The sequence below is a fragment of the Flavobacterium suzhouense genome (assembly GCF_042684765.1).
In the GTDB taxonomy this organism is placed as follows: domain Bacteria; phylum Bacteroidota; class Bacteroidia; order Flavobacteriales; family Flavobacteriaceae; genus Flavobacterium; species Flavobacterium suzhouense.
In genome coordinates this window covers 168,566-195,280 of the sequence record NZ_JBHUMD010000007.1, presented here as the reverse complement: position 1 = coordinate 195,280, position 26,715 = coordinate 168,566, and the positions used below count along the sequence as shown (strand labels likewise).

General features: G+C 38.4%; 22 protein-coding genes and 1 tRNA gene. 11 read left to right on the top strand and 12 right to left on the bottom strand.

Going from position 1 to position 26,715, the window contains the following annotated elements:
• The first annotated feature begins 76 nt into the window (after positions 1-76).
• From ACFSR3_RS06135 to ACFSR3_RS06115, 5 genes are all read left to right on the top strand, one after another.
• The gene (locus ACFSR3_RS06135) at positions 77-802 is read left to right on the top strand and encodes a T9SS type A sorting domain-containing protein (RefSeq protein WP_114758137.1); all 726 of its coding nucleotides are present in this window, start codon (positions 77-79) and stop codon (positions 800-802) included.
• 41 nt (positions 803-843) lie between these two features.
• A complete protein-coding gene (locus tag ACFSR3_RS06130; RefSeq protein ID WP_158537873.1) occupies positions 844-1,899 on the top strand; it encodes an Omp28-related outer membrane protein in 1,056 nt (351 codons plus the stop codon).
• A gap of 209 nt (positions 1,900-2,108) precedes the next feature.
• Positions 2,109-2,756 (top strand): hypothetical protein, encoded by a 648-nt coding sequence (locus ACFSR3_RS06125; RefSeq protein WP_379820181.1) that lies wholly within the window; start codon positions 2,109-2,111, stop codon positions 2,754-2,756.
• 77 nt (positions 2,757-2,833) lie between these two features.
• On the top strand, positions 2,834-3,244 hold the full coding sequence (locus ACFSR3_RS06120) for a DUF202 domain-containing protein (RefSeq protein ID WP_379820180.1): 411 nt from the start codon (positions 2,834-2,836) through the stop codon (positions 3,242-3,244).
• A 93-nt stretch (positions 3,245-3,337) separates the two neighbouring features.
• The gene (locus ACFSR3_RS06115) at positions 3,338-4,510 is read left to right on the top strand and encodes a helix-turn-helix domain-containing protein (RefSeq protein ID WP_379820179.1); all 1,173 of its coding nucleotides are present in this window, start codon (positions 3,338-3,340) and stop codon (positions 4,508-4,510) included.
• Positions 4,511-4,647: 137 nt separating this feature from the next.
• Here ACFSR3_RS06115 and ACFSR3_RS06110 read toward each other — a convergent pair whose 3' ends face one another.
• The 9 genes from ACFSR3_RS06110 to ACFSR3_RS06070 form a co-directional block, all read right to left on the bottom strand.
• Complete coding sequence (locus tag ACFSR3_RS06110) at positions 4,648-5,148, bottom strand: cupin domain-containing protein (protein ID WP_379820178.1); 501 nt, start codon at positions 5,146-5,148, stop codon at positions 4,648-4,650.
• A gap of 69 nt (positions 5,149-5,217) precedes the next feature.
• Positions 5,218-6,090, bottom strand: coding sequence for a DUF808 family protein (locus ACFSR3_RS06105; RefSeq protein WP_379820177.1), 873 nt, complete (start codon positions 6,088-6,090; stop codon positions 5,218-5,220).
• Positions 6,091-6,241: 151 nt separating this feature from the next.
• Positions 6,242-6,679, bottom strand: coding sequence for a hypothetical protein (locus tag ACFSR3_RS06100; RefSeq protein ID WP_379820176.1), 438 nt, complete (start codon positions 6,677-6,679; stop codon positions 6,242-6,244).
• 30 nt (positions 6,680-6,709) lie between these two features.
• Positions 6,710-7,504 (bottom strand): XAC2610-related protein, encoded by a 795-nt coding sequence (locus ACFSR3_RS06095; RefSeq protein ID WP_379820175.1) that lies wholly within the window; start codon positions 7,502-7,504, stop codon positions 6,710-6,712.
• A gap of 99 nt (positions 7,505-7,603) precedes the next feature.
• Positions 7,604-7,984, bottom strand: a complete 381-nt coding sequence (locus ACFSR3_RS06090; RefSeq protein WP_379820174.1) for a hypothetical protein — start codon at positions 7,982-7,984, stop codon at positions 7,604-7,606.
• A gap of 787 nt (positions 7,985-8,771) precedes the next feature.
• Positions 8,772-8,862, bottom strand: a tRNA-Ser gene (locus ACFSR3_RS06085).
• Between the two features lie 47 nt (positions 8,863-8,909).
• The gene (locus ACFSR3_RS06080; protein WP_379820173.1) at positions 8,910-9,938 is read right to left on the bottom strand and encodes an asparaginase; all 1,029 of its coding nucleotides are present in this window, start codon (positions 9,936-9,938) and stop codon (positions 8,910-8,912) included.
• The gene (locus ACFSR3_RS06075) at positions 9,928-11,064 is read right to left on the bottom strand and encodes a 1-acyl-sn-glycerol-3-phosphate acyltransferase (RefSeq protein ID WP_379820172.1); all 1,137 of its coding nucleotides are present in this window, start codon (positions 11,062-11,064) and stop codon (positions 9,928-9,930) included. The genes ACFSR3_RS06080 and ACFSR3_RS06075 overlap by 11 nt, the downstream gene beginning before the upstream one ends.
• A gap of 68 nt (positions 11,065-11,132) precedes the next feature.
• Positions 11,133-11,900 (bottom strand): TatD family hydrolase, encoded by a 768-nt coding sequence (locus ACFSR3_RS06070; RefSeq protein ID WP_379820171.1) that lies wholly within the window; start codon positions 11,898-11,900, stop codon positions 11,133-11,135.
• Between the two features lie 97 nt (positions 11,901-11,997).
• Here ACFSR3_RS06070 and ACFSR3_RS06065 point away from each other — a divergent pair, with 97 nt between their 5' ends.
• From ACFSR3_RS06065 to ACFSR3_RS06055, 3 genes are all read left to right on the top strand, one after another.
• Entirely contained in the window at positions 11,998-12,435 is a 438-nt protein-coding gene (locus ACFSR3_RS06065; protein ID WP_379820170.1) for a retropepsin-like aspartic protease, read from the top strand.
• A gap of 65 nt (positions 12,436-12,500) precedes the next feature.
• Positions 12,501-18,473 (top strand): T9SS type A sorting domain-containing protein, encoded by a 5,973-nt coding sequence (locus ACFSR3_RS06060; protein WP_379820169.1) that lies wholly within the window; start codon positions 12,501-12,503, stop codon positions 18,471-18,473.
• A 114-nt stretch (positions 18,474-18,587) separates the two neighbouring features.
• Positions 18,588-19,877, top strand: a complete 1,290-nt coding sequence (locus ACFSR3_RS06055) for a T9SS type A sorting domain-containing protein (RefSeq protein ID WP_379820168.1) — start codon at positions 18,588-18,590, stop codon at positions 19,875-19,877.
• Between the two features lie 59 nt (positions 19,878-19,936).
• Here ACFSR3_RS06055 and ACFSR3_RS06050 read toward each other — a convergent pair whose 3' ends face one another.
• Complete coding sequence (locus tag ACFSR3_RS06050) at positions 19,937-20,788, bottom strand: IS3 family transposase (RefSeq protein WP_379820167.1); 852 nt, start codon at positions 20,786-20,788, stop codon at positions 19,937-19,939.
• A gap of 14 nt (positions 20,789-20,802) precedes the next feature.
• Complete coding sequence (locus ACFSR3_RS06045) at positions 20,803-21,231, bottom strand: transposase (RefSeq protein ID WP_379820166.1); 429 nt, start codon at positions 21,229-21,231, stop codon at positions 20,803-20,805.
• A 155-nt stretch (positions 21,232-21,386) separates the two neighbouring features.
• Here ACFSR3_RS06045 and ACFSR3_RS06040 point away from each other — a divergent pair, with 155 nt between their 5' ends.
• The 3 genes from ACFSR3_RS06040 (at position 21,387) to ACFSR3_RS06030 (ending at position 25,213) form a co-directional block, all read left to right on the top strand.
• Positions 21,387-22,553 (top strand): T9SS type A sorting domain-containing protein, encoded by a 1,167-nt coding sequence (locus tag ACFSR3_RS06040; protein ID WP_379820165.1) that lies wholly within the window; start codon positions 21,387-21,389, stop codon positions 22,551-22,553.
• A gap of 278 nt (positions 22,554-22,831) precedes the next feature.
• A complete protein-coding gene (locus ACFSR3_RS06035; protein WP_379820164.1) occupies positions 22,832-23,869 on the top strand; it encodes a hypothetical protein in 1,038 nt (345 codons plus the stop codon).
• A 294-nt stretch (positions 23,870-24,163) separates the two neighbouring features.
• Positions 24,164-25,213 carry a hypothetical protein gene (locus tag ACFSR3_RS06030; protein ID WP_169519864.1) on the top strand — a complete coding sequence of 350 codons (1,050 nt, stop codon included), beginning with the start codon at positions 24,164-24,166 and terminating at the stop codon, positions 25,211-25,213.
• A 227-nt stretch (positions 25,214-25,440) separates the two neighbouring features.
• Here ACFSR3_RS06030 and odhB read toward each other — a convergent pair whose 3' ends face one another.
• Positions 25,441-26,679: a 2-oxoglutarate dehydrogenase complex dihydrolipoyllysine-residue succinyltransferase gene (gene odhB / locus ACFSR3_RS06025; protein WP_379820163.1), complete on the bottom strand. Its 1,239-nt coding sequence runs from the start codon at positions 26,677-26,679 to the stop codon at positions 25,441-25,443.
• Positions 26,680-26,715: the final 36 nt, after the last annotated feature.

Genomic DNA, 26,715 nt, shown 5'->3' with positions numbered 1-26,715 from the left:
ACGCTATCGGGAACGGCTTTTCTGTTTCCGATAGCTTTTTTAATAAAAACGCATACATTAAATTAAATTCGGAAAAATGAAAAAGATTATTTTAGCAGCTGCACTTTTTGTTGGTGTTTTTGCTCAGGCACAAATTATAGTAATGGATGGTGATGTAGAACTTCAAAACAACCAGACATATACTTACAATGTTTATGGATCAGAAGCGAAAATGCATTTTTTGGTTTTAAACAATACTGAAGAAACTATTAATGTTAAGCTTAAAATGGTTGATTCAGATGTAAATCCTTTAGGAAATCAGGTACAATTTTGTTACGGAGGATACTGCTTTAATACTGCACCTGAAGGTACTTTGGCTCCTCCGGGTGTAGCAAATGAATACACAGAGGTATTGCCAAACGGAACAAGTGGGGCAGAAAACTACTTTTACAATCAGTACCAATCTCCTGTAAGCTACACCATGGCACTTGTACACGTAAACGCTGCCGGAGAGCAAACAGGTGAACCGATTATTACTTTCACGTATAAATACGACCCTACAGCATCAACTACTGATTTTGCTTCTCTTGAGAAAATGGGTATCGTAGTAAATAACACTGTAGTAAAAAACACACTTGACGTTACTGCTAACCAAAATGCAAAACTTCAGATCGTTAACATCAACGGACAAATCGTAAAATCGGCTACTGTTGTTAATGGTTCTCAGGCAATCGACCTTTCATCAGTTGCAGCGGGTGTTTACTTTGCACGTTTTACTACCGAAGAAAACAAAACAGCTCAGATAAAGTTTGTTAAAAACTAATACGCATTAGCTTAAAAGCACCAATGCACGCTTACATTACAATGAAAAAGAATTTTATCCTGATAGTTGCAGCCCTACTTATCGTTATAGGCTGTTCAACTGATTATGAAATATTAGAATCCCAGACAAACATCAGCCTTACTGCCGATAAATCTGTTCAGGTAATTGGAAACCCCGTTACATTTACAGTAAAAGACGCTAAAGGCGATGAACTGACTGAAGAGGCTGAATTTTATGTTGATGGCAACAAAATAGAAGGCAACACATTCACATCTGATGTTGTTGGGAATTTTGAAGTAACAGCTGTTTACAACGCTGTAACATCATCACCATTAATGATAAACTATCACGACGGAACAGGAATCAACTTCAGGAAAAGAATGCTGATTGAAGATTACACCGGCACATGGTGCGGATGGTGCCCAAGGGTTGCGCATGCTATAGAATTGGTTCATAATCAAACCGAAGATGCTATAGCGGTAGCCATCCACGGTCCGGGAAAAAATCCTAATGATACCGGATATGACCCATACACCTATGACACTTCTGCATTTGAAACAGCAATGAACCTTGCTCCGGGATATCCTAAAGGATACCTGAACAGAAACATTCAGTGGGCTTTCCCTGAACCAAACAATATCAATCAGGCCATAGCTCTAACACAGGGTGAAAACCCAAAACTTGGTGTTGCTATGACATCTTCTATTGCTAACGGTAATATTAGTATGGATGTAAATGTAATGTTTGGTAAAGATTTCAGTAATAACCTTAAATTGGTAGTATACGTAGTTGAAAACGGGCTTATTTATGAGCAGCACAACTATACTTCATATTATGACGGGGTTGACCTACTGGAAGACTACGAGCATAATCATGTGCTTAGAGATCCGCTTACGGGAATGACCGGTGAAGCTATTACTGCTGACCAAACAAAAATTGGCCAGACATATACAAGAACTTTCAATGTTGCGGTACCTGCAAATGTTGCTAATACTGCTAACATAGAGTTTATCGCTTTTGTAATTGATGAAACCGGAAGGGTGATTAACGTGAGAAAATCATCTCCTGGTGAAACTCAGGAAATCGAGCTTCTTTAAAAATTCTTATCTAAAATATGTAAAAACCATCAGCTAGCGCTGGTGGTTTTTTATTCCACTATGGAATATAAAAAGTAAGTAACAATCCTAAATATTAAAAAAATGTTCCATTTTATAAGATGCAACCTATTAAGCCTTTAAAAAAAGGTTAAAGAAATATAATCAGGTTACTTTGCATTGTCATATTCAACCAAACGACAATCCTGATTATGAAAAAAATACACTTTTACTTATTCATTTTATTATTTTTAGTTACAGCTTGTGGCACAAATACGTCGGTAACCGGATCGTATAAAGACGCAGCGGCACCTCAGAAAGCTTATAGCAAAGTCTTTATCGTAGCCATGACAGACAGGGCTGCTGCAAGACAAACAGTTGAAAACGGGCTGGCTCAGTTAATAACCTCAAGAGGATCTGCTACAGTAAAAAGTTCAGATGTACTACCTCCTGACTTCAGATCTGGCGAAGCTACAAAAGACAAAGAACGTATTATACAGAAAATAAAAGAAACCAATTGTGATGGCATCCTTACGGTAGCATTGGTAAATCAGGAGCATGAAACCCGTTATGTTCCGGGAACTACAAACTACTACCCTATGGGTTTTGGTTATTATGGTGGTTTCGGGACATATTATGCTTACGGTTATAACAACTTTTATACCCCAGGTTATTATACCGATGACAAGATATATTACCTGGAAACGAATCTATACGATGCCAAATCCGAAAAAATGGTTTGGTCTGTTCAGTCTAAAACCTACAATCCTGCATCATTGGATGATTTTCTTGCGGGTTACAACAAAGCTCTTTCGGCTCAGATGGACAAAGACAATGTAATGATATCTTCTAAGAAGTAAAAATACTTTAACCGAAGTAAATATATTATTGAATAATCTCTCTCTTAAAATTACCACACACACATCAAAACATGACCATGAAGAAAATACACTCCAGTTTTCATCAGATAGTCCCGGTAAGAAAATTCAGGGATTATTTAACTGCTGAACAAACCGATCTGGCTCTTGAAACAACACATCTGGCCTGGGTGCGTACTACACTTGTCATGATCTTAGCCGGACTTTGTATCAGCAAGGGACCACAGCTACTTTCTGAAGCAAAACTTTTAACTCAGGAAATAATTGCCGAAAGCAATATTATGGGCATTGTCCTTGTTGTGACCGGCACTGTTCTTTTAACCGTTATTACATTTTACTTCTTACTACGAAGAAAGCAACTATCGAGTGTTAGCAAAATAAATTCATATACATTAATTCCAATGCTACTAATATCAGCATTTACCGTGTTAGTAGGTATTGGGATAAGCTATTTACTTATAGCAACATAAATGTTAAAATTTTAACAAATTTTACATTTTATTAACGTATTGTGATTGAAATAAAGTCTAAATTAGTAAGACCAACAGCCAATACACCTTATTATGATTACAAATTTACTATCCACCATGTTCTTTTTAGCCGGAATGATTGGATTGATAGTTTCAGTCATTATCATTTGCAAAAAGGAAAACATCTTACAAAACTTACTTCTTAGCCTTTGCCTTTTTGCATTATCCTGCTCCTGCATCTATGGCTTATATACCAGTAGCCTGCATTTCTATCCAAATGAGGCTTCTCCTTTAAAATCATTAGCCTTTATTGTTGCTCCATGCGCTTATTTATACACCAAGAAAACTACCAATCCGTCTCTGGTATTCAAATGGTATCATTCGCTGAATTTTTTACCCGCTTTACTCTATCTTATTTATACAGTTACAAGTAACTCACAAATCGCTAATCCAAATTTTTGGGTATTTAACATTGTTGACTACACTACCGATTTTTATGCTTTTAATATACTGGTTAGCCTTGTATGGTTACTTTACGCATATACACAGGCATTAATTAAATTTAGCAATACGGACAAACTTGTTTTACTATCAGCAGACAAAACCTTATGGCTTAAATGTTTTAGCTTTTTAATATTATCACTATTCATTGGGCTGTTCATCCAAAAAGCTTATGGTCTTTCTTTCGGCGTAAACTTCAATATTATTAACGACGTCACTATTTCAGCGATACTGTTAGGAGCGGGCTACATGGCTTTTTACAAGCCTTTTGTGTTTTTCGATACAAAAAATCTTCACGAAGACTACCTAAAAAAATTAGAGGTAATTACCGAAGCCCCGTCAATCAATGAAGCTGAGCACTGTAAGGCGCAAGCAATTGTATTATCAGACAAAAAGATACTGGAGTACTCTGCTCAGATAGAAAAGGCATTGATAGATAAACCTTTCCTTAAAAAAGGATTTGTGATACGTGACCTCTCTGAACTGACTGATATACCCGTACATCATCTGTCACATTTTATAAATTCTTATTATAACCTGCACTTTCAGGATTTTATCAATAAAAAAAGAATTGAATACCTCATCCAACAACTCGACGACAGTGAATGGAAAAGCCTTTCGCTTGAAGGCCAGGCATGGGCCGTGGGCTTTAAATCCAGGACAACATTTTTCAGGGCTTTTACCAAGCTCATGGGAAAATCTCCTTCAGAGTACCTGAATTCTCTTAACGAAGCTAAACTTAAAAACTATTCCGCAACAGCATAAACCAATACAACCAATAAGTAAGGAAACCTCGTGTTTCCTTACTTATTAAATAAAATATGTGTAACGTTCTTTTTATAAGATCTTAAATGATAACGATTAAATCACGTTTGTCATTAAACATATTATAATGTAGTTTTTTATGATTGTTTGTCAAAATAATCCGGTGGGTAAAGCTTTTGCCCATACCTTTCGGCAGTTTCCATAATTTTAGCCCTTTCCTCATCGGTAGGCGGCTGAGGCTCCTCGCCTTCCCTTAATGGCTTTGACACCTCTTTAAAAAAAGCATCCAGTCCTGCAGGAGCCACCATACATAACAGCTTTGCCATCTCTCCCGAGAGGTTCTTAAAATTATGCACCGGCCCTCCTTCGGGAATAGTTACTACAGCACCTTTTCTGGCCGTATATGTTCCTGATTTTGTCCTGAACTCCACTTCCCCTTCCAGCACATAAAAACTTTCCTGAAACAATGGATGTTCGTGCGGTACAGGACCACTGCCCGGCGGTATGTTCATCTCTATAATAGCCAGTTTATCGTTGGTTTGTTCTCCCCTAAGCACAACCCTGTAATTAGAGCCTGCGATAAAAAGTTTATCGCCTTCATTTGATCCGGTTATGATAAGTGGTTTTGATTCAGCCATGAGTAAAATTTACTTAAAAGTAATAAAAAATGCCCCTCGCGGAGCATTTCATATTTTGTACCTGTAACCTTAGGCAGGCTTTACAAGCGACAGTATCTTTTTGCCGATAGTCATCAGTATAACCGCAGCAATTCCGCCAACAAGCCCTATAACTACTTCTTTTGCTATAGATGGCCATTCCGGAAGAAAATGGTGCAGGTAGTCAATATTATGAGCAAAAATACCACCCGATACCATAATAAGAGCCAATGTACCAATAACGGCAAGGGCTTTTATAACAATTGGCAGTGCCTTTACTAATAAATTACCCAACGCCGCTAAAAAGCCTTTATCGTTAGAACGTCGTATAAGGCTAAAACCTGCATCGTCCATACGCACAATAAGTGCCACGATTCCGTATACACCAACCGTTGCCAAGAAGCCAACGGCAACTACTGTCATTATCTGTGTAATTAGCGGTTTTCCTAATGTACTGCCCAGGGCAATGATAACGATCTCAATTGATAATATAAAGTCGGTAGTAATAGCCGATTTTACCTTAGCCTTTTCCTCTTCCGGCCCATCAGCATCCTGAGCATCTTCAATTACCTCGTGACCTGTTTTGGCTCGGTGAAAAAGAAACTCGATAATCTTCTCTACTCCCTCATAGGCAAGATAAATACCTCCCAATACCAAAGCCCATTTAATCGCTATGGGAAAAAAGTAATTTAGCAATAAGGCTATGGGAATAATAATAATCTTATTTAAGAATGAGCCTTTAGTAATAGCCCAAAGTACAGGCAACTCACGCGACGATAAAAAGCCCGTGGCCTTCTCGGCATTTACCGCCAGGTCGTCGCCCAGTATAGCAGCTGTTTTTTGAGTAGCTACTTTACTTGTTACTGCAATATCATCCATCAATGCTGCGATATCATCAAGAATCGCAAAAATTCCTCCTGCCATAGTTGTTTTGGTTGTTAAGCAGCAAAAATAGGGAAATTTGAGGGAGTTTGCGAGGGCTTATATAAGTTTTAACCGAGGATTGCAGTGTAGAATTTTTATGAGCACGGATTGCAAATCCGCGCTATCGGGGTTGCTAAGTTTAGTTAACCTCTTAATTTTTATTTGCCTTTTCATTTTTGACTCTCAGATATCGCTCTCGTTCAGATTGAGTAAAATCAATTTGAAGTATCTCTTTCGTTTGTAAATAAAAATACAATGTATCTTTTCCCTTTTCTTTTAAAAGTGAATCACCTATTTGAAGTTTATCGTATATAAAAGAACTTACATTTTGTCTATACCCATTCTCCAATATGACATATCTTGTCGCTCTCGGATAATCTCCTTCTTCATACTTATCAGAAACCTGTCCTGAGAATTCAACACCAAGCTGTTCCTGATATTTACGTTTAGTAAAGCTTAGAGAATTGTTCTGAAAATAAGCTATTGCAATAACCATTATTGCTATAGGCGCAAATACATAAGCCAGTTTCAATCTTATCTCTACATCCTGAGCTTCTAATTCTTCTTCCGGTATTTTATTATCAATCATTTATTTCAAGACAAATAATTATTATGAACTTTAGTCATATCCCTCACCCGTAAACCAATTATATCCATAAATTGTTTTGTATTCTGTAGGTGCTGAATTCAATACTTTTAAAACCTTTGCTGCTTTACTATTAGGATAATCCGTTGACACCATGACTTTACCTGTTTTTATACCTTTATTACTTTTTTCGTAAAAAACATACTCTAGCGTATCAACATTTTCACCTTTCCATTTGTATTTATACATTTCGGTATCACCCGGATGTCCATAGCAAACACCTCTGATTATCTTTTCTTTTGGATCAAAAGTAGGATTGATAAATTCAAAGCTTTTTGAGAATGTATTATCGGACCTTAACAGATATACATTGCTAAATGCTTTTAGGCAGCACCCATTACTTCCATACCAGTTTACTACAAAATCTTTTACACCATCACCATTAATATCCCTTATTGTATCATTTACGTAGGTCATCTCGGATTCTTCATGAGATATCACTTTCAAAAATTCATTATTTTTTTTAAAAAATATATCTATATAGATCAGTCCGGTTATCTTTCTTCTGATTACCAAATGAGTAATTTTCTTAGAAAAAAAGAAATCATTTCGAAGATTAACTTCAACCTGATAAGAACTATCCGGCATAATATCAGTATACTGTTCTTCAAAAACCTCTTTACTTTTATTCTTCCCAGCTATTATAACGGCCTTATTTAAAAGCTTTTCAAGATATATACTATCAGTATCCTGCTCTTCCTGAATTTGTTTTATTGCTGAACCGTTTACTTTATCGCTATTATACTGCAAAGTATCCGAAAAGACCACACCTTCTTTGTTTTTTTCTTGTGAGGTGTTACAAGAAAAAAACAAAAACAGTATTATTATAATTAGTGTTGGTTTCAAAATCATAAAAACAGACATAATTTAGTTTTTGGGCAGGATTTTTATATCATCTTTAGAAAATCCCGCTTTAAAAATTGCCATTGTATCTGTTACCTCTTCATCAAACAAAGCTCGAACAACACCTGGATACTTTTGCGAGTATATAATTTTATAAAATTTCCCTATATTTTTAGAAAAACTTTTTCCTGCTCTTCCTCCGTTTCCTTTATACCTTTCTTTTCCGATATAAAATTCAAATATATTTAATTCTCCTTTTGCCCAACTTTCATGATAAACATATTTACCAATTGATATTTTACCATGATTTTCGACGTCGTTTTTTTTTATATAACTCTTAGTTATACTATATAATATGACACCTATTATAGAAAAAAAAATTATTGCTAACACTTTATTTTTCATACTTTAATAACCCTGATTGCGCGGATTTGTAATCCGTGCCATACAATATTACAAAAATAAATCCTCAGCAGATTTTTTAGTTTCTGCGTTTATACTGACTTTCAGTTGCAACATAGGAATGGGATTGCCTTACGGCCATCCCCAAAGAGTGAACGGTTCAAAGAAATCAATGCTTCGGCACTATCATGCCTTGTCGCATTTTTAGTTTATGCGCTTATACTGACTTTCAGTTGCAACATAAGAATGGATTTTATATTTTTAATTTTCAAATTGCCATGAAAATGCAGCTATTAATTTCTTAACTCTAACTTATATTCGAAAGTGAAAGATAGTTCTACTTGCCTATAGTAGTAATTAAATCTTCATAATTCCTCTTTAAATTTATTTTTGCTTTTAAAATTAGTTATTTAAAGTTTGATGTTCTGGAGTATCACCATGATTTATTAATATAATAACCATTTTCCCCTGAGACAGGGTCTTCTACAACTAGTATAATTCCAAAACAAAATTCTACATCATGAGATTCTCCCACCTGTAGCCAATCACCTATGGAATATCCGTTTCTATATTTCCAATTGCAACTTTTTATAAAATAATTACTGTTAAAATATATCACAATTATCAGGACAACTACTAGTATCGATTGACTAACAGTGATCATAAGTTTTCTCTTATTGTTCATCTTGTAAATATTATTCTTCTTGTTCACCAATTTGCCAATAAGGACATACGGTAACAACGCGCAGAAACAAAAAATGCTCCCGCTATGCGGAAGCATTGATTTCTTTGGCAGAGAGGAAGGGATTCGAACCCTCGATACCCTTTTGGAGTATACACACTTTCCAGGCGTGCGCCTTCGACCACTCGGCCACCTCTCTAAGTTGCGGGCAAAAATAGGCTTTCTGTCCGGATATAAAAATTTTAATTATGATAATTCACCACGTAGTGAAGTTTCAAAAACCGTTTTGAACTCTTCGTGTGCTACTTCCTGTCCTAACAGATACATCATTTTGGTAATTGCAGCTTCGGTAGTGATATCTTCACCCGATATTACGCCCAGTTTCTTCAGCATAGTACTCGTTTCATAATGGCCCATATTCACACTACCTCCCGAGCATTGCGTTACGTTTACCACATGCAGTCCGTTTGCTATTGCCTTCTGTAGTATGTTGATAAACCAGTCTTCCGATGGTGCATTACCGCTACCATAGGTTTCCAGCACCATACCTTTAAGTCCCGGTATATTTACGATAGCCGACAATACCGCCTCGCTGATGCCAGGGAACATTTTTACGATAACCACATTCGAGTCCATTTCGTGGCTAACTTTCAGGTCGCTGTCATTAGCCACAGGCCATAAAAGGTCGTTGCTTACTTTCAGGTGTACACCAGATTCCGCCAAGGCAGGATAGTTAGGCGATGTAAAAGCGTTAAAATGCTCGGCACTGATTTTTGTGGTACGGTTACCACGGTATAATTTATATTCAAAGTACAAACAAACTTCCTGGATGACAGGCAGGTGTTTGTGTCGTAAAGAAGCTATCTGAATTGCAGTGATAAGATTTTCTTTGGCATCGGTACGCAAATCGCCGATAGGTAGCTGCGAACCTGTAAACACTACCGGTTTCTTAAGATTTTCCAGCATAAAACTCAATGCCGATGCCGAATAAGACATAGTATCTGACCCGTGAAGGATAACAAATCCATCGAACTTATCATAGTTCTCCTCTACAATAGTGGCAATCTTAACCCATTTAGACGCATCCATGTTAGACGAGTCGATAGGATTTTCGAAAGAGATGGTTTCTATATCGCAATCGAGTAATTTCAGTTCGGGAATACGTTGCAGTAGTTTCTTAAAATCGAAAACCTTAAGGGCACCGGTTTCGTGGTTCTTCACCATCCCTATGGTTCCTCCTGTATATACCAGTAAAATAGTAGGCTTAGACTGCATTCTCGTATTTCATTTTATTAACCACCGGATTGGCATACATGGCAAGGAAACCTTCTCTCATAACCTTGTTTTCGATATCAATGCGCATTTCGAGCCTTCTTTCAAAAAGGTTCTTTTCCTTCTCGGTATAATGGTTTGCAAAACGATTGGTATCATTAAGCAGGTCGTAGGCAATATAATTGGTAGGCCAAAGCTTATAGGTAGTAAGTATAGAATCATCTATTACCTGAGCCAGTGCCTGTATCTGTTTGTTTTGGTTGTCATTCTCCTCCTTGATGACGTCAAGTTCCTTATCTAGAATATCGCCCACGTGGATATGAATGTGCTTCTTCTGACCCATTATACCGCTGATAAGCGTCATAAAATCCTCGTTCTTTTCCTTAATATAAACCTCATCATTTGCTTCAGCCATAAGACGTGGCATCTTCAGCATATCGGTAGGATCGTATTCATAAGAAATGGAAACCGGAACGATCTTGATCTTCTTAAAATAATCCATCAGATTCTCTTCGTCCGATCCCATGGCAAGCATTTTAAGAACACCCTGCTGGGTCATGTCGTTACCGTCTTTAGTACGCCCTTCACGCTGGGCTATCCAAACCGAACGGTTTTCGCGGGTAAGCAACTGGCAAATGTATTCCGACATCAGCTTAGAGCTTTGCAGCAGTTCTCTTGGCGAAAGGCTACGCTGTACCAAAAAGTTCCGGTTAAGGCGCGACAAAACATGCAGGAATGCTTTTTGAACCAAGTTATCACCAATGGCAGATGCCGTCATGATAAGACCGTGGTCATATAATGATACGTTTATTAACGATGTATCCAGAATAATATCCCTGTGGTTAGAAATAAACAGGTATGGAGTGTGCTTATCTAATTTTTCAAATCCGGAAGTAGTAAGTCCGTCAGAGCTTTTCTGCAATACCTGCTGAATAGCATTATATATAAAATTAATCTGGAAATCACGTTTAGAGTGCGTTTTCCTTAGCTGATTGGCCCATACCTCCTCTTCCACATCCGGGAATGTGAAACTCATTAGCGCCTTCATCATCGGATGGTGCACAACGCTACATATAGCCTCATTTACCTCACTATCATAAAAAGGCCTTATATGGTCAAATTTAGACATGTACTTCTTTATGGTTAATACAATTCACAAAAGAACAAAAAAATAATGACTTTCGCTTTAAATCTTTTTTAAATCCCGTAAATCTCCTTAGAATTCTGAGTTGTGATTTCTGCTATTTCTACAACACTCTTACCGTAAATGGCGGCAAGTTTTTCAGCAACCAGCAATGTATAGCTGCTTTCATTTCGCTTGCCCCTGTGCGGTACCGGAGAAAGGTATGGCGAATCGGTTTCTAACACAATATGTTTCAGGTCGATATCTGCTAAAAACTGGTCGATCTTACCGTTTTTAAAAGTCGCTACCCCTCCTATCCCAAGTTTCATGTTATAGGAAATTGCTTTTTGAGCCTGCTCAAAATCACCTGTAAAACAATGGAAAATTCCGTAAAGATTTTCTCCTTTTTCACTCTCGAGCACTTCAAAAACCTCATCAAAAGCATCACGACAGTGGATATTTATAGCCAGTCCGTACTTTTTCGCCAGTTGTATCTGATACTTAAAAGCGTGCTGCTGCTCGGCAAGGCGGGTTTTATCCCAGTATAGATCGACACCTATTTCTCCTACCGCAACAAACTTTCGCGATGCCAGCTCACGCTCTACATGCGCCAGCTCTTCAAGGTAATTTTCTTTTACATACGTAGGATGCAAGCCCATCATCAAAAACACATTTTCAGGATATTGGTTTTCAATATCATACATCTGCTGCGTATACGACGAATCGATAGATGGCACAAAAAGACGTGTCACTCCTGCATCAAAGGCACGGTGCATCATGGCGTCGCGGTCTTCAGCAAATTCTTCACTGTATAAATGAGTATGGGTATCGGTAAGGATCATAAAAGCAAATTTGGACCGTAAAATTACAAAGTTGGCCTGTCTTTTGCCGTACTATTATCATATTTTAAAGTATTTTTGACCAAAAGCAACACAGAAAATGGAAAACCTGTATGCCACACTTAAAGAAAAAGGCTATACCCGCATAAAATTCAAGATTTCAAAAACCCAGCATTTATTGATAAAAGGCAAGATAAACGGAGTTGCAGGAAACTTTATCCTGGACACCGGGGCCTCTAACAGCTGTGTGGGCTTTGAAGGTATTTCTCTTTTTGAGCTTTCCGCTAATGACTCCGACACTAAAGCTGCAGGAGCCGGAGGAACCGGTATGGCAACCCAGACTTCCCTTAATAACAAACTAAAGCTTGGCCACTGGAACAACAAAAACTTCGGACTCGTTATTTTTGATATGTCGCATGTAAACGAAGCGCTACGCCAATACAAAGCCAAACCCGTTCATGGCATCATTGGAGCCGATATTTTAATGAAAGGCAAGGCTATTATTGATTACTATAATCATTGTGTTTATTTGAAGTAAACACTTACATTTGGTATACTGTAATGTATATTAATTTCATATTTTCGCGACTTCAAACCGACTATATGAAAAAATTGTTCTCGTTACTGTTATTAACAGTAACTTTTATGGCCACTGCCCAGGTAGCCAATGATGATTGTAGCAATGCTACTGTACTGCAAGTCAATCCTAATTTAACCCAAACGATTCAAACATCAGGAACTGTTGCCGGAGCAACAGCTTCTCCTGAAACCAACAATTGTGACGGTGCAGATGATGACGATGTATGGTATCAGTTTACCGCTACCAACACATCACACCAAATTAATATAAAAAATATAACAGGCAGCACTACAGACCTGAATCATGTTGTTTACGAAGGGAATGACTGCAGCACATTGATTCAAAAATATTGCAGCAACCCAAATAATAGTACTGCTACCGGCTTGATTATAGGGCAAACCTATAAGATAAGGGTTTACACCGCCATAAGTACTCCGGGGCAAACCACCACGTTTGACATTAACGTCACTACACCACCAACAGCACCTGTAAACGACACTTGCGCCAATGCAACAACACTTATGGTTAATCCATTTGGAGATACTACTATAACTGCAACCTCTACCCTCTACCAGTCAACAAAAACCATAGCACTTCCCAGCAGCAACTGTGGCAACGAAAATGAAGACGTATGGTTTAAATTTATAGCCACAGGAGCTAAACAAAAAATAACCACTACCAATATTAGCGGCAGTATTGACGGCATGAACTATGCCATATATTCCGGCAACTGCGAAGCATTAGCAGTAATGACATGCCTGGTTCCTGATAATATAATTGGCAGCCTTGTTCCGGGTCAGACTTATTATATCAGAGCCTATTCATGGGAAGGTGTGTCGCAGGCACCATCATCATTTACTATTAGCCTGAGTAATCTTTCTCCGGTAAACGACAGTTGCACTTCCCCAATTGCACTAACACCTGTCGCCACGCCATACTGTAGCAATGGTACACCGGGAAGCCTGGTACACACCTCCCCTTCAACACTCACTTCGTCAATCTGCGGCTATAATAGAAATGACTTATGGTATGAATTTACCGCGACAAGTACAAAACACAGTATATGGCTCACTAACATTGTTCAGCCAGAAGGTGCCATAATACAATTCACACTCTTTAGTGGTAATTGTACAGGACTTACCTCTCTTAAATGCGGTTCTGACACTAATCCCACATACACCTCATTTGTACCGGGTCAAACCTACAAGATCAGGGTATATTCAACAGCCTCAGGCAATGTTACGTTTAACATCTGCATTGGCACCCTAACCGGCCCACCTGTCAATGATAACTGCAGTACAGCCATACCTGTTCTAGCCAGCACTACAAGCCTCTGTACACAAACTGTTACCGGAACAATATCGGAAGCCACAGCCTCTGCTGAGCCACTGACATGTACAGGTACAGCCGACGATGATATTTGGTATACATTTACAGCTACAAGCCCTAAACATACCATTAGCATAAAAAACATAGCAGGAACAACCAAGCAATTAAATTATACTATTTACGATAGTTATCCGTGCGAGTTTTCGCAGTTTGCTGAAGCTTTTAAAAAAGAATGCGGAACAAATTACAGCGACCTCAACAACATCACTTCAAATTATACCATTGGACAATCGTATAAAATCCGAATATTCTCAACAACCGCAATTACAAATCAGGTCATATCATTCAACCTTTGTATCACTACACCTGACCCTCCAGTTGTTCCTCCCGCTCCGGCAAATGATCTTTGTACCAATGCCATAACGCTTCCTGTGAATCCAACTTTAGAATATACGCAACAACTAAATGGAACAACAGAATTTGCCACTAACTCGGCAAATACACCTTTCTGTAACGGACTATCGACTACTGACAAAGATGTATGGTACCAGTTTACAGCAACTAGTACGACACATTTAATAAATTGTATACTTCCTAACGGAAATATATATGACGGGGTTTCTCTTTACAATTCAAACTGCAATTTCTTACAAGGGATAAGTTGCAACCAACAGATATTCAGAAACCTTACAGTTGGGCAGACGTATAAAATAAGAATAGCAAGCGGTAACCCTTTAGCTTTTACTATTTCAGTCACCACACCTCCGCCACCACCTGTTAATGACGAATGTGTAAACGCTTTACCGATTCCTGTTAATCCGGGTCTGGTAGTAATAAATTCGGTTCCGGCAAGTATAAACTGGGCTACAAAATCTCCTCAGGCAATTTGTCAAAATCCTCAAAACTTTAGGGATATATGGTACACTTTTACAGCTACCAGTACCACACATCATTTTGTGAGTGAATCTTTCTTTGGATTTCAATATATTGCTCTATATACAGGCAATTGTAATACATTAACTGAAGTTTTGTGCCTCACATCAAATGTTATTTTTAATAATCTTGTTGTCGGCCAAAACTACAAATTAAGATTATATCGTCATGACTCTTCCGGAACACCTATTTATTGGTTCGAAGATTCTTCGGTTGCAATTGTTACTCCAACTATCCCTGCAAATGATCACTGTGCTAATGCAACAGTCCTTGCTGTAAATCCATCAACAGGATGTAGCCAGGCTACAGTAGGCACGTTTACATCAGCGACTGAATCAATGGGTTTACCTGCCGATGCGTTCGCAACTTATTTGGTTGATGTGTGGTATCAATTTACTGCAACACATACTTCACAAAGTTTATATTTTTCAAATGTAACCGGGAGTCATATTTCAAGAATAGAAATATATGAAGGGGCGTGTGGAACTTTATTAAAAAAAGGCCTATTCTATCCCAACAGTTCATCCGGCAGTCCTGAAATAACAGGCCTTACACCTGGAACAACTTATAAGATAAGAGTTCTGCAACAAAGCGAAAATGGTGATCCTTATGAGAATTCTTTTGAAATATGCCTTAGGGCACCCTATTCGCCTCCTGCAAACGATCAATGTTCTGCTGCTGTAATACTTCCTATTAATACAGGTTTGGTGTGCGAGACGGCAGTAGGCGGAACACTTCTTGGTTCATCTTTATCTCCCGAAAACCCAATAACTGACGGTTATTATGAAAGAGATGTATGGTATACATTTACAGCAACAGCTACCAGACATCATATCAATATTGGCGGAAGTGGATATTTTAGACATATCTTATATTCCGGCTCGGGTTGTGGTGCACTTACTCATATTTATACTAAAAATAACACTAATAGTATTGCTTCAAACCTTACTATAGGGCAAACCTATACTATTAGGGTATTGAATTCAGGGTATGAAAAAAGTGAGGATGCTAACTTCACCATCTGCATAGGCACACCAGTCTCTGCCGCTAATGATGAATGCAGTAATGCCATAACACTTACTGTAAATCCCGGTGAGGAAGTCATAAACTTTGCAGAAGGATCAGGACAATTAGCATTAACTGAAACTGCCGGATGTGGTACAAAAAAAGATTTATGGTATAAATTTACAGCAACCTCAACACTTCATTATGTTGATTTTCAAACAACAAACACTTATAATTATTCATTAACCGGAATAATTATGGCAAATGACTGCTCATCAATTGTATGCGGTACTAATGTTATAGCTCTTAAAAACAAGTATGCACCGAATCTGACAATAGGCCAAACGTATTACATAAGACTTCAACTAGACTTAGATATTCCCGGTGAACTTAATTCATTCAGACTGGCGATAACTACCCCACAAGCACCTGCCGGTGACACATGTGACAATCCCATTATTATACCTGTAAATCCAACTCAGGAATGTGATCTCACTTATACAGGCAACCTGATACAGGCAACCGATTCAGCTAACATTCCCGGATTGTGTTTTGCATCTTACCCTGACCTTTGGGTAAAATTTACAGCCACAAGCAGCAACCATATAATAAAACTAATTAGCAATACAGAAGGCTCAAGTAATAATAAGGTATATTATTCCGTCTTTGCGGGTGATGATTGCAACATTACAGAAAATACATGTATTTCATATGACTATGAAACCCCTATTAATTGTGTAATAGGAGAAACATACAGAGTAAGAATCCGTCTAAGAAGCACTGCATCATACTCATCTACTCCTGTAGAGCTGTGTGTAAGCACTCCAACTACCTGCAGTAATACTGAGCCTTTTGTAAATGGTTATAATGAATATGTTTTTGACACCGAAGATAGCATTCCTTATCAAAGTGGGCTAAGCTGTATTGGCAGTATCTCAAATGCAAAATGGTTTACATTAAACATTACTAACCCGGGAGATATTGAGTACACAGTATCAATTAATAAACAGTTCAATCCGCAAGGAGATCCTATAGGAGAGGTTATTTCTGATTTTTCTTATATTGTATGGGGACCTTTCAGCAGTGCCGAACAAGGATGTGAGAATTTATCGGCTGCAAATATCCTGAGATGCCAGTCACTATCCACCTATGATTATGAACCGCAAATATGCCAATTTACAATTCCAAATGCCCAGACAGGCCAATATTATATTATAATAGCCGGTTATATACGTCCTGCTAATTACACTGCCAATCCTTATATAAAATTTGAACAAACCGGTGGAAATGCAATGTCCGGAAATGTACCGCCTCCTACAGGTGATACTAATCAGGATTTTGGCCCGGGGCAGACACTTGCTGACATCGAAATGGATGATGATGTTACCTGGTACGATAATCCGGGTGAGCCTCTTGTAGTTCCATTCAGCGATAATGACGAAGAAGACGAACCGGAAGTTCCACTTCCTCTAACTACACCTTTAGTAAATGGAACAACCTATTATGCCGCAAAGACAATATATGGCATTGAAAGCTTTACAAGACTTGCCGTTACAGTAAATTTTGTTGAAGAAGTACCGGCTCCAACCGGACTTGCGGAACAAGATTTTTATGCTGGAGAAACGCTGGCTGATCTTGTAGTGAATGGAGAAAATATTAAATGGTACAATAATAACGAAGCAACAGTAGCTCTTCCATTAAATACGCTTCTTACTGACGGAGCTTCTTATTCAGCGTCCCAGACAATCAATGGGCTTGAGAGTATACAAAGGCTAACCGTTACTGTTAATGAAATTTCAGTACCGTCACCTACCGGAGAGGCTACACAAACCTTCACAGCCGGAGAAACTCTTTATAATCTTGAAGTAACCGGAGAAAACATTAAATGGTATGCAAATAGCTCTTCTGCCGAAGTATTGCCTGCAACAACTGTGCTGATTGACGGAACAACTTACTATGCATCGCAAACCATAAATGGAATAGAGAGCACGCAACGCCTTGCCGTTACAGTGGAATTAATAACAATAACTCCTGCACCAACCGGCCAAAGTGTACAATGGTTTAATGAAGGTGAAACACTTGCTAACCTCGAAGTAACCGGTGAAAACATTAAATGGTATACTGATATGAGTATAACTACTGCCCTGCCGGAAGAAACATCTTTAGCCGATGGTAATACTTATTATGCGTCGCAAACCGTGAACAATATTGAAAGTACCGACAGGCTTGCTGTTACTGCTTTCCTTATTGCTGTTACACCTGCACCAACCGGTGATGCAGAACAAACATATACTGATGGCGAAACGCTTGCTAATCTTGAAGTAAACGGAGAGAATATCAAGTGGTATGCGGATAGTTTTTCTACAGAAGAATTACCGATATCAACACCTTTGGCTGATAATACTACTTACTATGCTTCACAAACTATAAATGAAGTAGAAAGCAATGAACGATTTGCCGTTACAGCACATTTGATATTAGGCAATGACGATTTTATTTTCAATGGACTACGTTATTATCCTAATCCTGCTAACAATGTATTGAATATTGAAAATACCGTGGAAATAAATTCGGTTTCTATAGTGAATGCTTTAGGTCAAACCGTAATTACTAAAATTGTAAACAATACTAATGCTCAGGTCGATGTTTCGCCGCTTAGCAAAGGTGTTTACTTTGTTACTTTAAATTCCGGCAATGCCCGCAAGACAGTAAAGATCATAAAAGAGTAATTCTTTAAACCAATATTTTTAAGCCCCTGATTTTTTCAGGGGCTTATTTATTTACCATCCAATATATTGAAATGCTTTTTTCAGTATTTTAGCTACAAATCAAACTGATCTATTATGAAAAAACTACTACTTATTTTCCTTTTTGGAACTATGGCTTATGCACAGCCTAACATTAATCCTCCGTTGGATTTATTTGTTTGCCAGATGGACAGTGGAGGCGGAATGAATTATTTTGACCTTACCTTTAATGATATGGTTATGCTTGCAGGACTGAATGCATCCGAATATAATGTAACATACCACGAGACACAGGCCGAGGCTTTTAATGCTCAAAATGCTATAAGTAATCCAACGGATTATAGTTCCGTCTCAAATGTTATCTATGCCAGAGTGACAGAAATTGCGAATACCACAAACTATGTAGTTGCTGCTTTTAATCTTGTGGTTTCGCCACTTCCCGTAGTTCCAAATTTACCGGCAATAGAGCAATGCGGATCAATATTTGATCTTACAACAAACAGCAATCTTATTGAAGGCTCAACTGATGTATCATACCATATAGCCTTCTCCGATGCAGAAGCCGGTTTTAATGCAATTGCAAATCCGCAAAGTTATGTTAGTGAAACATCTGCCTCAGTTTGGGTAAGGATTTCAAACAATGCAGGCTGTTATATCATAAAAGAACAACAACTTATTATTATTGCAGGACAATTTGAAGTCTCAGTAGAATTCGATGCCCAGACAATTACTTTTGTTGCAGCACCTGAAGGAGACTACGAATACTCATTAGATGGTGGCGATTGGCAGGTTTCACCAAACTTTTACAATATTGCCTATGGAACTCACACCGGACAGGTTAAAAACATCTGTGGAACAACAGTTGCCATAACTATTGAACTAACCCCAATGACCCCAACCGGAGCGTCAGAACAAACCTTTACCGAAGGTTCAACCCTTGCTGACGTTGAAGTTGAAGGCGAAAACATTCAGTGGTATGACAATGATGGCGAAGGAATGCCGGATTTTCCTGATGGAACAAGCCAGCCATTACCTCTTAGCACGCTACTTGTTGACGGTGAGACTTACTATGCATCACAAACCATAAACGGTGTAGAGAGCACACAACGCCTGGCGGTAACGGTAAATCTTATCTTAAATAACGAAGATTTCATATTTAATGGACTGCGTTATTACCCTAACCCTGCCAACAGTGTACTAAACATTGAAAATACAACCGAAATAAATTCGGTTTCTATACTGAATGCTTTAGGGCAAAAAGTAATTACCAAAACTGTAAACGGCAATGCTGTACAGGTAGATGTTTCATCATTAAGCAAAGGAATTTACTTTGTAACCGTGAATTCCGGCAATGCCAGCAAAACAGTAAAAATTATAAAAGAGTAACTTTTTTTTGACTAGTCCTAAAATAACGATACAGGATTAATAATAGTAAAATACATTTTTTAGACAGAAGTATCTTTCGGGATGCTTCTGTTTTTTATTTTATAAGTTTTCATTTTGATACTATTTTGCAGATGCATCAGATTTGGAGTCAGCATATAATTTGACCAATGTGGCCTGATTTGGTTATACTTATTTATAACTTCCGCTACCAGCTTTTTCATTAATGATAATTCAAGATGGTAAGTATCAATCATAAACTCCTGTTTTAATATTCCATTTATCCTTTCCGCTACTGCATTTTCATAAGGATCTGAGTTTTGAGTCATACTACATTTCAAGTTACATTTCTTTAATAAATATTGATATTCATCCGAACAATATTGTATTCCCCTATCTGAGTGGTGTATCAATGGTTCAGTATTAAATATCCTGTTCTTATGAGCCATTTTTAGAGCATTAATACAACCTTGTGTATTCAGAGAATCAGACACATTATATCCCATTATCTTTTTAGAATAAGCATCTGTTATTAGGCTTAAATAACAAGGTTTATCACGTTTCCCGATATAGGTGATGTCTGATACCCACACCTGCTCTGGTTTAGTAATATCAAGTTCTTTTATTAGATTAGGGTGCTTTCTAAAACGATGGTGTGACCATGTCGTAACATGATAACTCCTTTTGGGCTTTATCAACAAATGATTAGCTTTTAAAATACCAAAGAACTTATCCCTCCCTACTTTTAAATCTTTAAGATTTGGATTAAGTATATGATACAATTTACGTGTACCAAGCCGGGGTTGGACTATGCGCTGCTCCTTTACAAGTGCTACAACCTGTTCTGCCAGGCTCCTGCGAAGTTTGACACGCTTAATACTTCGGTAATAAACCTGCCTGTCTATCCCGAACAAACCACAGCTAAAGCTTATGCTTTGCTGCCTTTTTTCACTGAAGGTTTGGATTGTCCGGGTGGTAAGTTTTTTCGAATATCAATATTGTATTCTTTTTCTGCTAAGTCTATCATCATATCAAAAATGATAGCTTTAGAATCGGAGATATGATTTTGATTTTCAAGCTGGGCTTTCTGCTTTTCCAAAAGCTTAACCTTGGCCTCAAGCTCCATAATGCGCTGTTCAGGTGTCTTTGGCATATTTGATGGTGTTTGATTTTCCCAATCAAAGTTACCATATTTTCGAAGCCAACACAAGACAGTGGAATGGCTTTGTATTCCATACTTTTTTCGAGATTCAGTAACGGATAACTCTCCTGATTCAATCGCTTTTACAATCTGAAGCTTTAAACTTAACGTGTAATCTTTTTGGGTGCGCTTTACATAATCGCTTTGTTCTTCCATAATGATACCTTTTTTGTGTATCGCTATTTCAGGACGGGACATTTTAAAGAAATAACTAAAACACCGTGTACTTAACGGTGTTTTTTTATTTAAAATAATAACGCAACCTTTTAATAATATAAGCATCTTATAATTAACCAACTAAATCAATTTTTATGAAGAAATTACTACTTATGCTGCTTTTCGGAGGTATTGTTTACGCACAACCAAACATTAATCCTCCTGTAGACATCTCCGAATGTGATGCAATTAATTTCCTGAACCAAACTGGCACCAACTACGATGGTATTACTGAATTTGATTTATCCTATAACTCTATAGTCATGCTGGCAGGGCTGGATGCATCTTTGTATACTGTATCTTATCACCAAACCAGTGGAGGCGCTGAAGAAGGATTATACCCTATTAGCGCTCCTACCAATTATTATTCTGCCGCAGCAACAATTTATGCGAGAGTAGCCGAAATTACAAATCCTGAAAATTATGTTATCACCAGTTTTAATCTCATAGTTGTACCTATACCTAACCCAATTCCGGAAATACCCACAGTATATCTTACCGACGGAAACGGAGACGGGATTGAACCGATAGATTTGACTTCTTTAGACAATCAGGTATTAACCGGACAGGAATGGACAAATTTAGAAGTCTCATATTACGTATCAGAAACTCTTGCGCAAATGGGAATCAGTTACATATCAAACCCTGAATCATATGTAACTACATCTACAATCATTTATGTAAGGGTCAATGCTACCGGATCAGCTTGCTATGTTATAAAAGACATTACTATTGAAGTCCTGGCTGATGAACCATTTATGCCACCACCTCCAACAGGATCATCTGAACAATCGTTTACACAGGGAGAAACATTAGCCGATCTTGAAGTAGAAGGCCAAAACATTCAGTGGTATGATAATGATGGCGAAGGAATGCCGGATTTCCCTGATGGAACAAGCCAGCCATTACCTCTTACTACACTGCTTGTTGACGGTGAGACTTACTATGCATCACAAACAATAAATGGTGTAGAGAGCTCGCAACGCCTTGCGGTAACCGTAAATCTTATCTTAGGCAATGACGATTTCATTTTTAATGGACTGCGTTATTATCCTAATCCTGCCAACAATGTATTGAATATTGAAAATGCCGTGGAAATAAATTCGGTTTCTATAGTGAATGCTTTAGGGCAAAAAGTAATTACCAAAACTGTAAATGGTAACGCAGTACAGATTGATGTTACCTCTCTTAGCAAGGGTATTTACTTTGTAACTGTAAATTCAGGTAGTGCATCTAAAACAATAAAGATTATAACAGAATAACACCAATACCTCTAAAAGGCCCTTCATGGGGCTTTTTTTATTTTAACACGCAACCATCGGGCAGTTTACACATCTAATAATAAACTACTAAATTTTACCACCTTACTTTTTATCTGCCGCAAGGCATCTATATATTGAAAACCCTGATGTTTGGCATCAGGGTTTTCGCTTTTATACTATTTCATAATTTTAATCCCGGTAGGGTATTTAAAAAGTAAATTGTTTCAATAGAGCATGCAAATTCATAATGAACATAAACTAACTTATATCTTACAATCATGAAAAGGAAAATATTACTCTTGCCTGCACTTTTACTTTTCGCGTTTTTCAGTGCCTGCGATTATGAACCTGTAGACATAGTTACCCCTGAAGAAAACATTCCCGAAAATCCATCAAACCCTAATCCGGAAGTTCCTGAAACTCCCGAAGCACCAACTGCAGCCGAATTTAACGCACTGCACCAGGAAGCTCTTGAAAACCTGAAACAGGAATTTACTTTCGATGCTTCTCAAAGCGTTGTGACATTTACATCTGAAAAAGGTGTTCAGATATCCCTATATCCGGCTTGCCTGACTAAAAACGGAGTAGCTGTTACCGGAAGCGTAGATCTTGAATATATAGAAGTTTTTAACCGCGGTAACATGCTTACAGCAAGCAAACCCACTATGGGACTTATGCCAAATGGCGAAAAAGGCCTGCTTATCTCCGGAGGTGAATTTTATATCAATGCCACACAAGATGGTGTTCAGCTTGAAATGGGTTGCGGAATGCAGCTGATGGTTCCCACAAACCTTACCGGAGGACAGGATAATGACATGACGATTTGGTTTGGTGCTGAAGATGAGAATGGCAACGTTGTATGGGATGAAGTTAATCCGGACAACCCGCAGGGACAACAGGAAGCCGGTGTAGGTGCCGAAGGCGGTAACTACTATTGTTACTTTAACCATTTTGGATGGACCAATATCGACCGTTTCTATAGCGACCCAAGACCAAAAACCACCATATATGTAGATGTCCCTGAGGGGTATGATGATACAAACAGCAAGGTTTTTGTTGCCTATGTAGGCGAAACCAATGCACTTGCCCTATTAGACGTATATGATGAAGATACCGAACTTTTCAGTGAGCATTATGGACAAATCCCTATCGGGCTGGAATGTTATGTGATCTTTGTATCCGAACAGGACGGAGAATGGGTATATGCCATTAAACCTGTAACCATTGTTGCCGATCAGATTATTGTTATAGACGATACTGAGCTCGACACTATTACCGAAGCTGAACTTATTGCCCTCATAGATGCATTACCTTAAAAAAATGATTTCTATTATTAATTGAGAGTAGCAAATCCCTGTACCCCAATACAGGGATTTTGTTTTTAAAGCACTGTAGATTTTATCTTACCGATAATCAACCACAAAAACTTTTCCTTAAATTGATTTTAATAAAACTTTAACGACTCATTTTCCTTACGCCGATAAAAAGAACCTTCTTAAAGAATATTTAGCTCTCCGTTTCATTACTTAACTACATTCGTTTCACAATTATTTAGTAAAATGCTAGCTACCTGCTATTTAATTGATCAATCATCCTAAAACTAAATTATTATGAAACACAATTTGTTCTTTAAAGCTGCTGCGGCAGCGATTCTTTTTGCTGCGTGCAGCACGGAAGAAAACGCAACATCAAACTCTACTACAAACTTAAAAGCTAAAGAAAACGGTCTTTCGGCTTTGCAGGCTAAAGCTGTAAACAAACTTACACAGCACTTTACGGTAAGTACAAATCAGGAACGTGCCGCAATTAAAACGAACAATGGCGTAATCATCAATTTCAATCCTCAGCAGCTAACTGTAAACGGACACCCTGTTAGTGGTAATGTGAACATTGAGTATGTTGAGATATTCAGCCTTGGAGACATGGTTACGGCCAACAAGACCACAATGGGCTTTATAGGAGAGAATAACCCTGACGATCCGCAAATGAACCGCTTGTTTTCAGGAGGTGAATTCTACATCAACGTAACAACAGAAGAAGGCCAGCAGGTAGACGAGGGGACTCCTGTAGTACTTGAGGTACCAAAAGACCTTACAAGTAACGAGGGAAGCGAAAACGACCCGGGACAAGACGGCATGACTACATGGGAGTCTGACGGAGAAGACACCAATGGTGATGGCGCACCCGATCCTGAAGGCGATACCAAATGGGACGAAAAAGAAGACGAGCAGGGCAATCCTGATCCGGTAGAAGAAAATGGCGACAAATACATCTTCCAAGTACTTAGCTGGGGCTGGTGCAACATCGATAAGCTAGATGCACTGCCGGGACAAAGAACTACTATCCAGATACAGGTCCCTACGGCTTATAACCCGTCAAACTCTAAATGTTATCTTGCTTATCAGGGAATCAGCAATTCAATATCTCCAATGGATACGTTCGACTACCCTAATAACAGGTTTAACGAACACTATGGACAGGTAATTGTAGGCATGAATGCTTATGCAATCTTTGTAACGCATGACCCTGTAACCGGAAACTGGAAATATGCTATAAAACCTGCTGTAATTGCTCCTAACGGATTAATAAACATTACAAATGCCGATATTTCAACAACAACTGATGCAGCTCTTATTTCCGCATTGAATGCGCTGCCATAACAACATACAAACCAATCAACCCTTAAACCCTGCTTGTAAAGCAGGGTTTATTTTATTACTAAATCAGGTACTTTTACCTGATTATCTGCTAATCGTTCTGGTTATATTGCACTCAACCCAAAAACCAATAACAAGTGGTTTAAAAGTAAACTGATTCCCCAATATCCCCATCAACGAAAACCCCCGCTCATTGAGCGGGGGTTTCTTTTTTTATAATGAGCTTAGAACTATAGTTCAAGCGCTTTTTTAGGATTGTTGTCCATAAGTAGTTCAACCGGATTCTCAAGAGCTTCTTTAACCGCTACAAGGAAACCAACTGACTCACGTCCGTCGATGATTCTGTGGTCGTAAGAAAGTGCCACATACATCATTGGGTGGATCTCAACTTTACCGTTTACAGCGATAGGGCGCTCGATAATGTTGTGCATTCCAAGGATACCTGACTGTGGAGGGTTAATGATTGGTGTAGAAAGCATACTTCCGAATACACCACCGTTAGTGATCGTAAATGTACCACCTGTCATATCATCTACAGTGATCTGACCATCACGTGCACGTAGTGCAAGACGTTTGATCTCTGCCTCAATACCACGGAATGTAAGTGTTTCAGCATTTCTTACTACAGGCACCATAAGTCCTTTAGGACCAGATACAGCAATAGAGATATCAGCAAAATCATAAGTCGTTTTAAAGTCACCGTCAATCATTGAGTTAACATCCGGGAACAATTGAAGTGCTCTTACAACCGCTTTTGTAAAGAATGACATGTAACCAAGGCTCACACCATTGTGTTTTGCTTTGAATGCATCTTTAAACTCGTTACGAACATTGTTTATAGGTGTCATGTTTACCTCATTGAACGTGGTAAGCATAGCTGTTTCATTTTTAGCAGCAACCAAACGCTCAGCTACCTTACGGCGAAGCATAGAAAGCTTAGTACGCTCAGAACCACGGTTACCACCTGTAGGAGTACCCATAGATGCTTTACCTGTAGCGTTTACAGCATCGTCTTTAGTTATTCTTCCGCCTTTACCTGTACCGGTAACATCAGCAGCAGGAATGTTTTTCTCGTCTAATATTTTTTTAGCAGCCGGAGATGGAGTACCTGCCGCATAGCTTGCAGGTGCAGCCGGAGCCGGAGCAGCAGCTTTAGGTTCTTCTTTTTTCTCTTCAGCTTTAGGAGCCTCAGGTGCTTTTGCAGCAGCCGGAGCAGCATCACCGCTTGGCTTACCATCAGTATCGATAAGGCAAACTACCTGCCCTACTTTTACTGCATCACCTTCTTCAGCTTTAAGGGTAATAATACCGCTAACCTCAGCAGGAAGCTCTAGTGTTGCTTTATCTGAATCAACTTCGGCAATTGCCTGATCTTTCTCTACATAATCTCCGTCTTTTACAAGCCATGTTGCGATCTCAACCTCTGTAATCGACTCCCCCGGTGAAGGGACTTTCATTTCTAAAATCATGTCAGTATAATTTTATTGGTGTTTCCTATCTTTTTT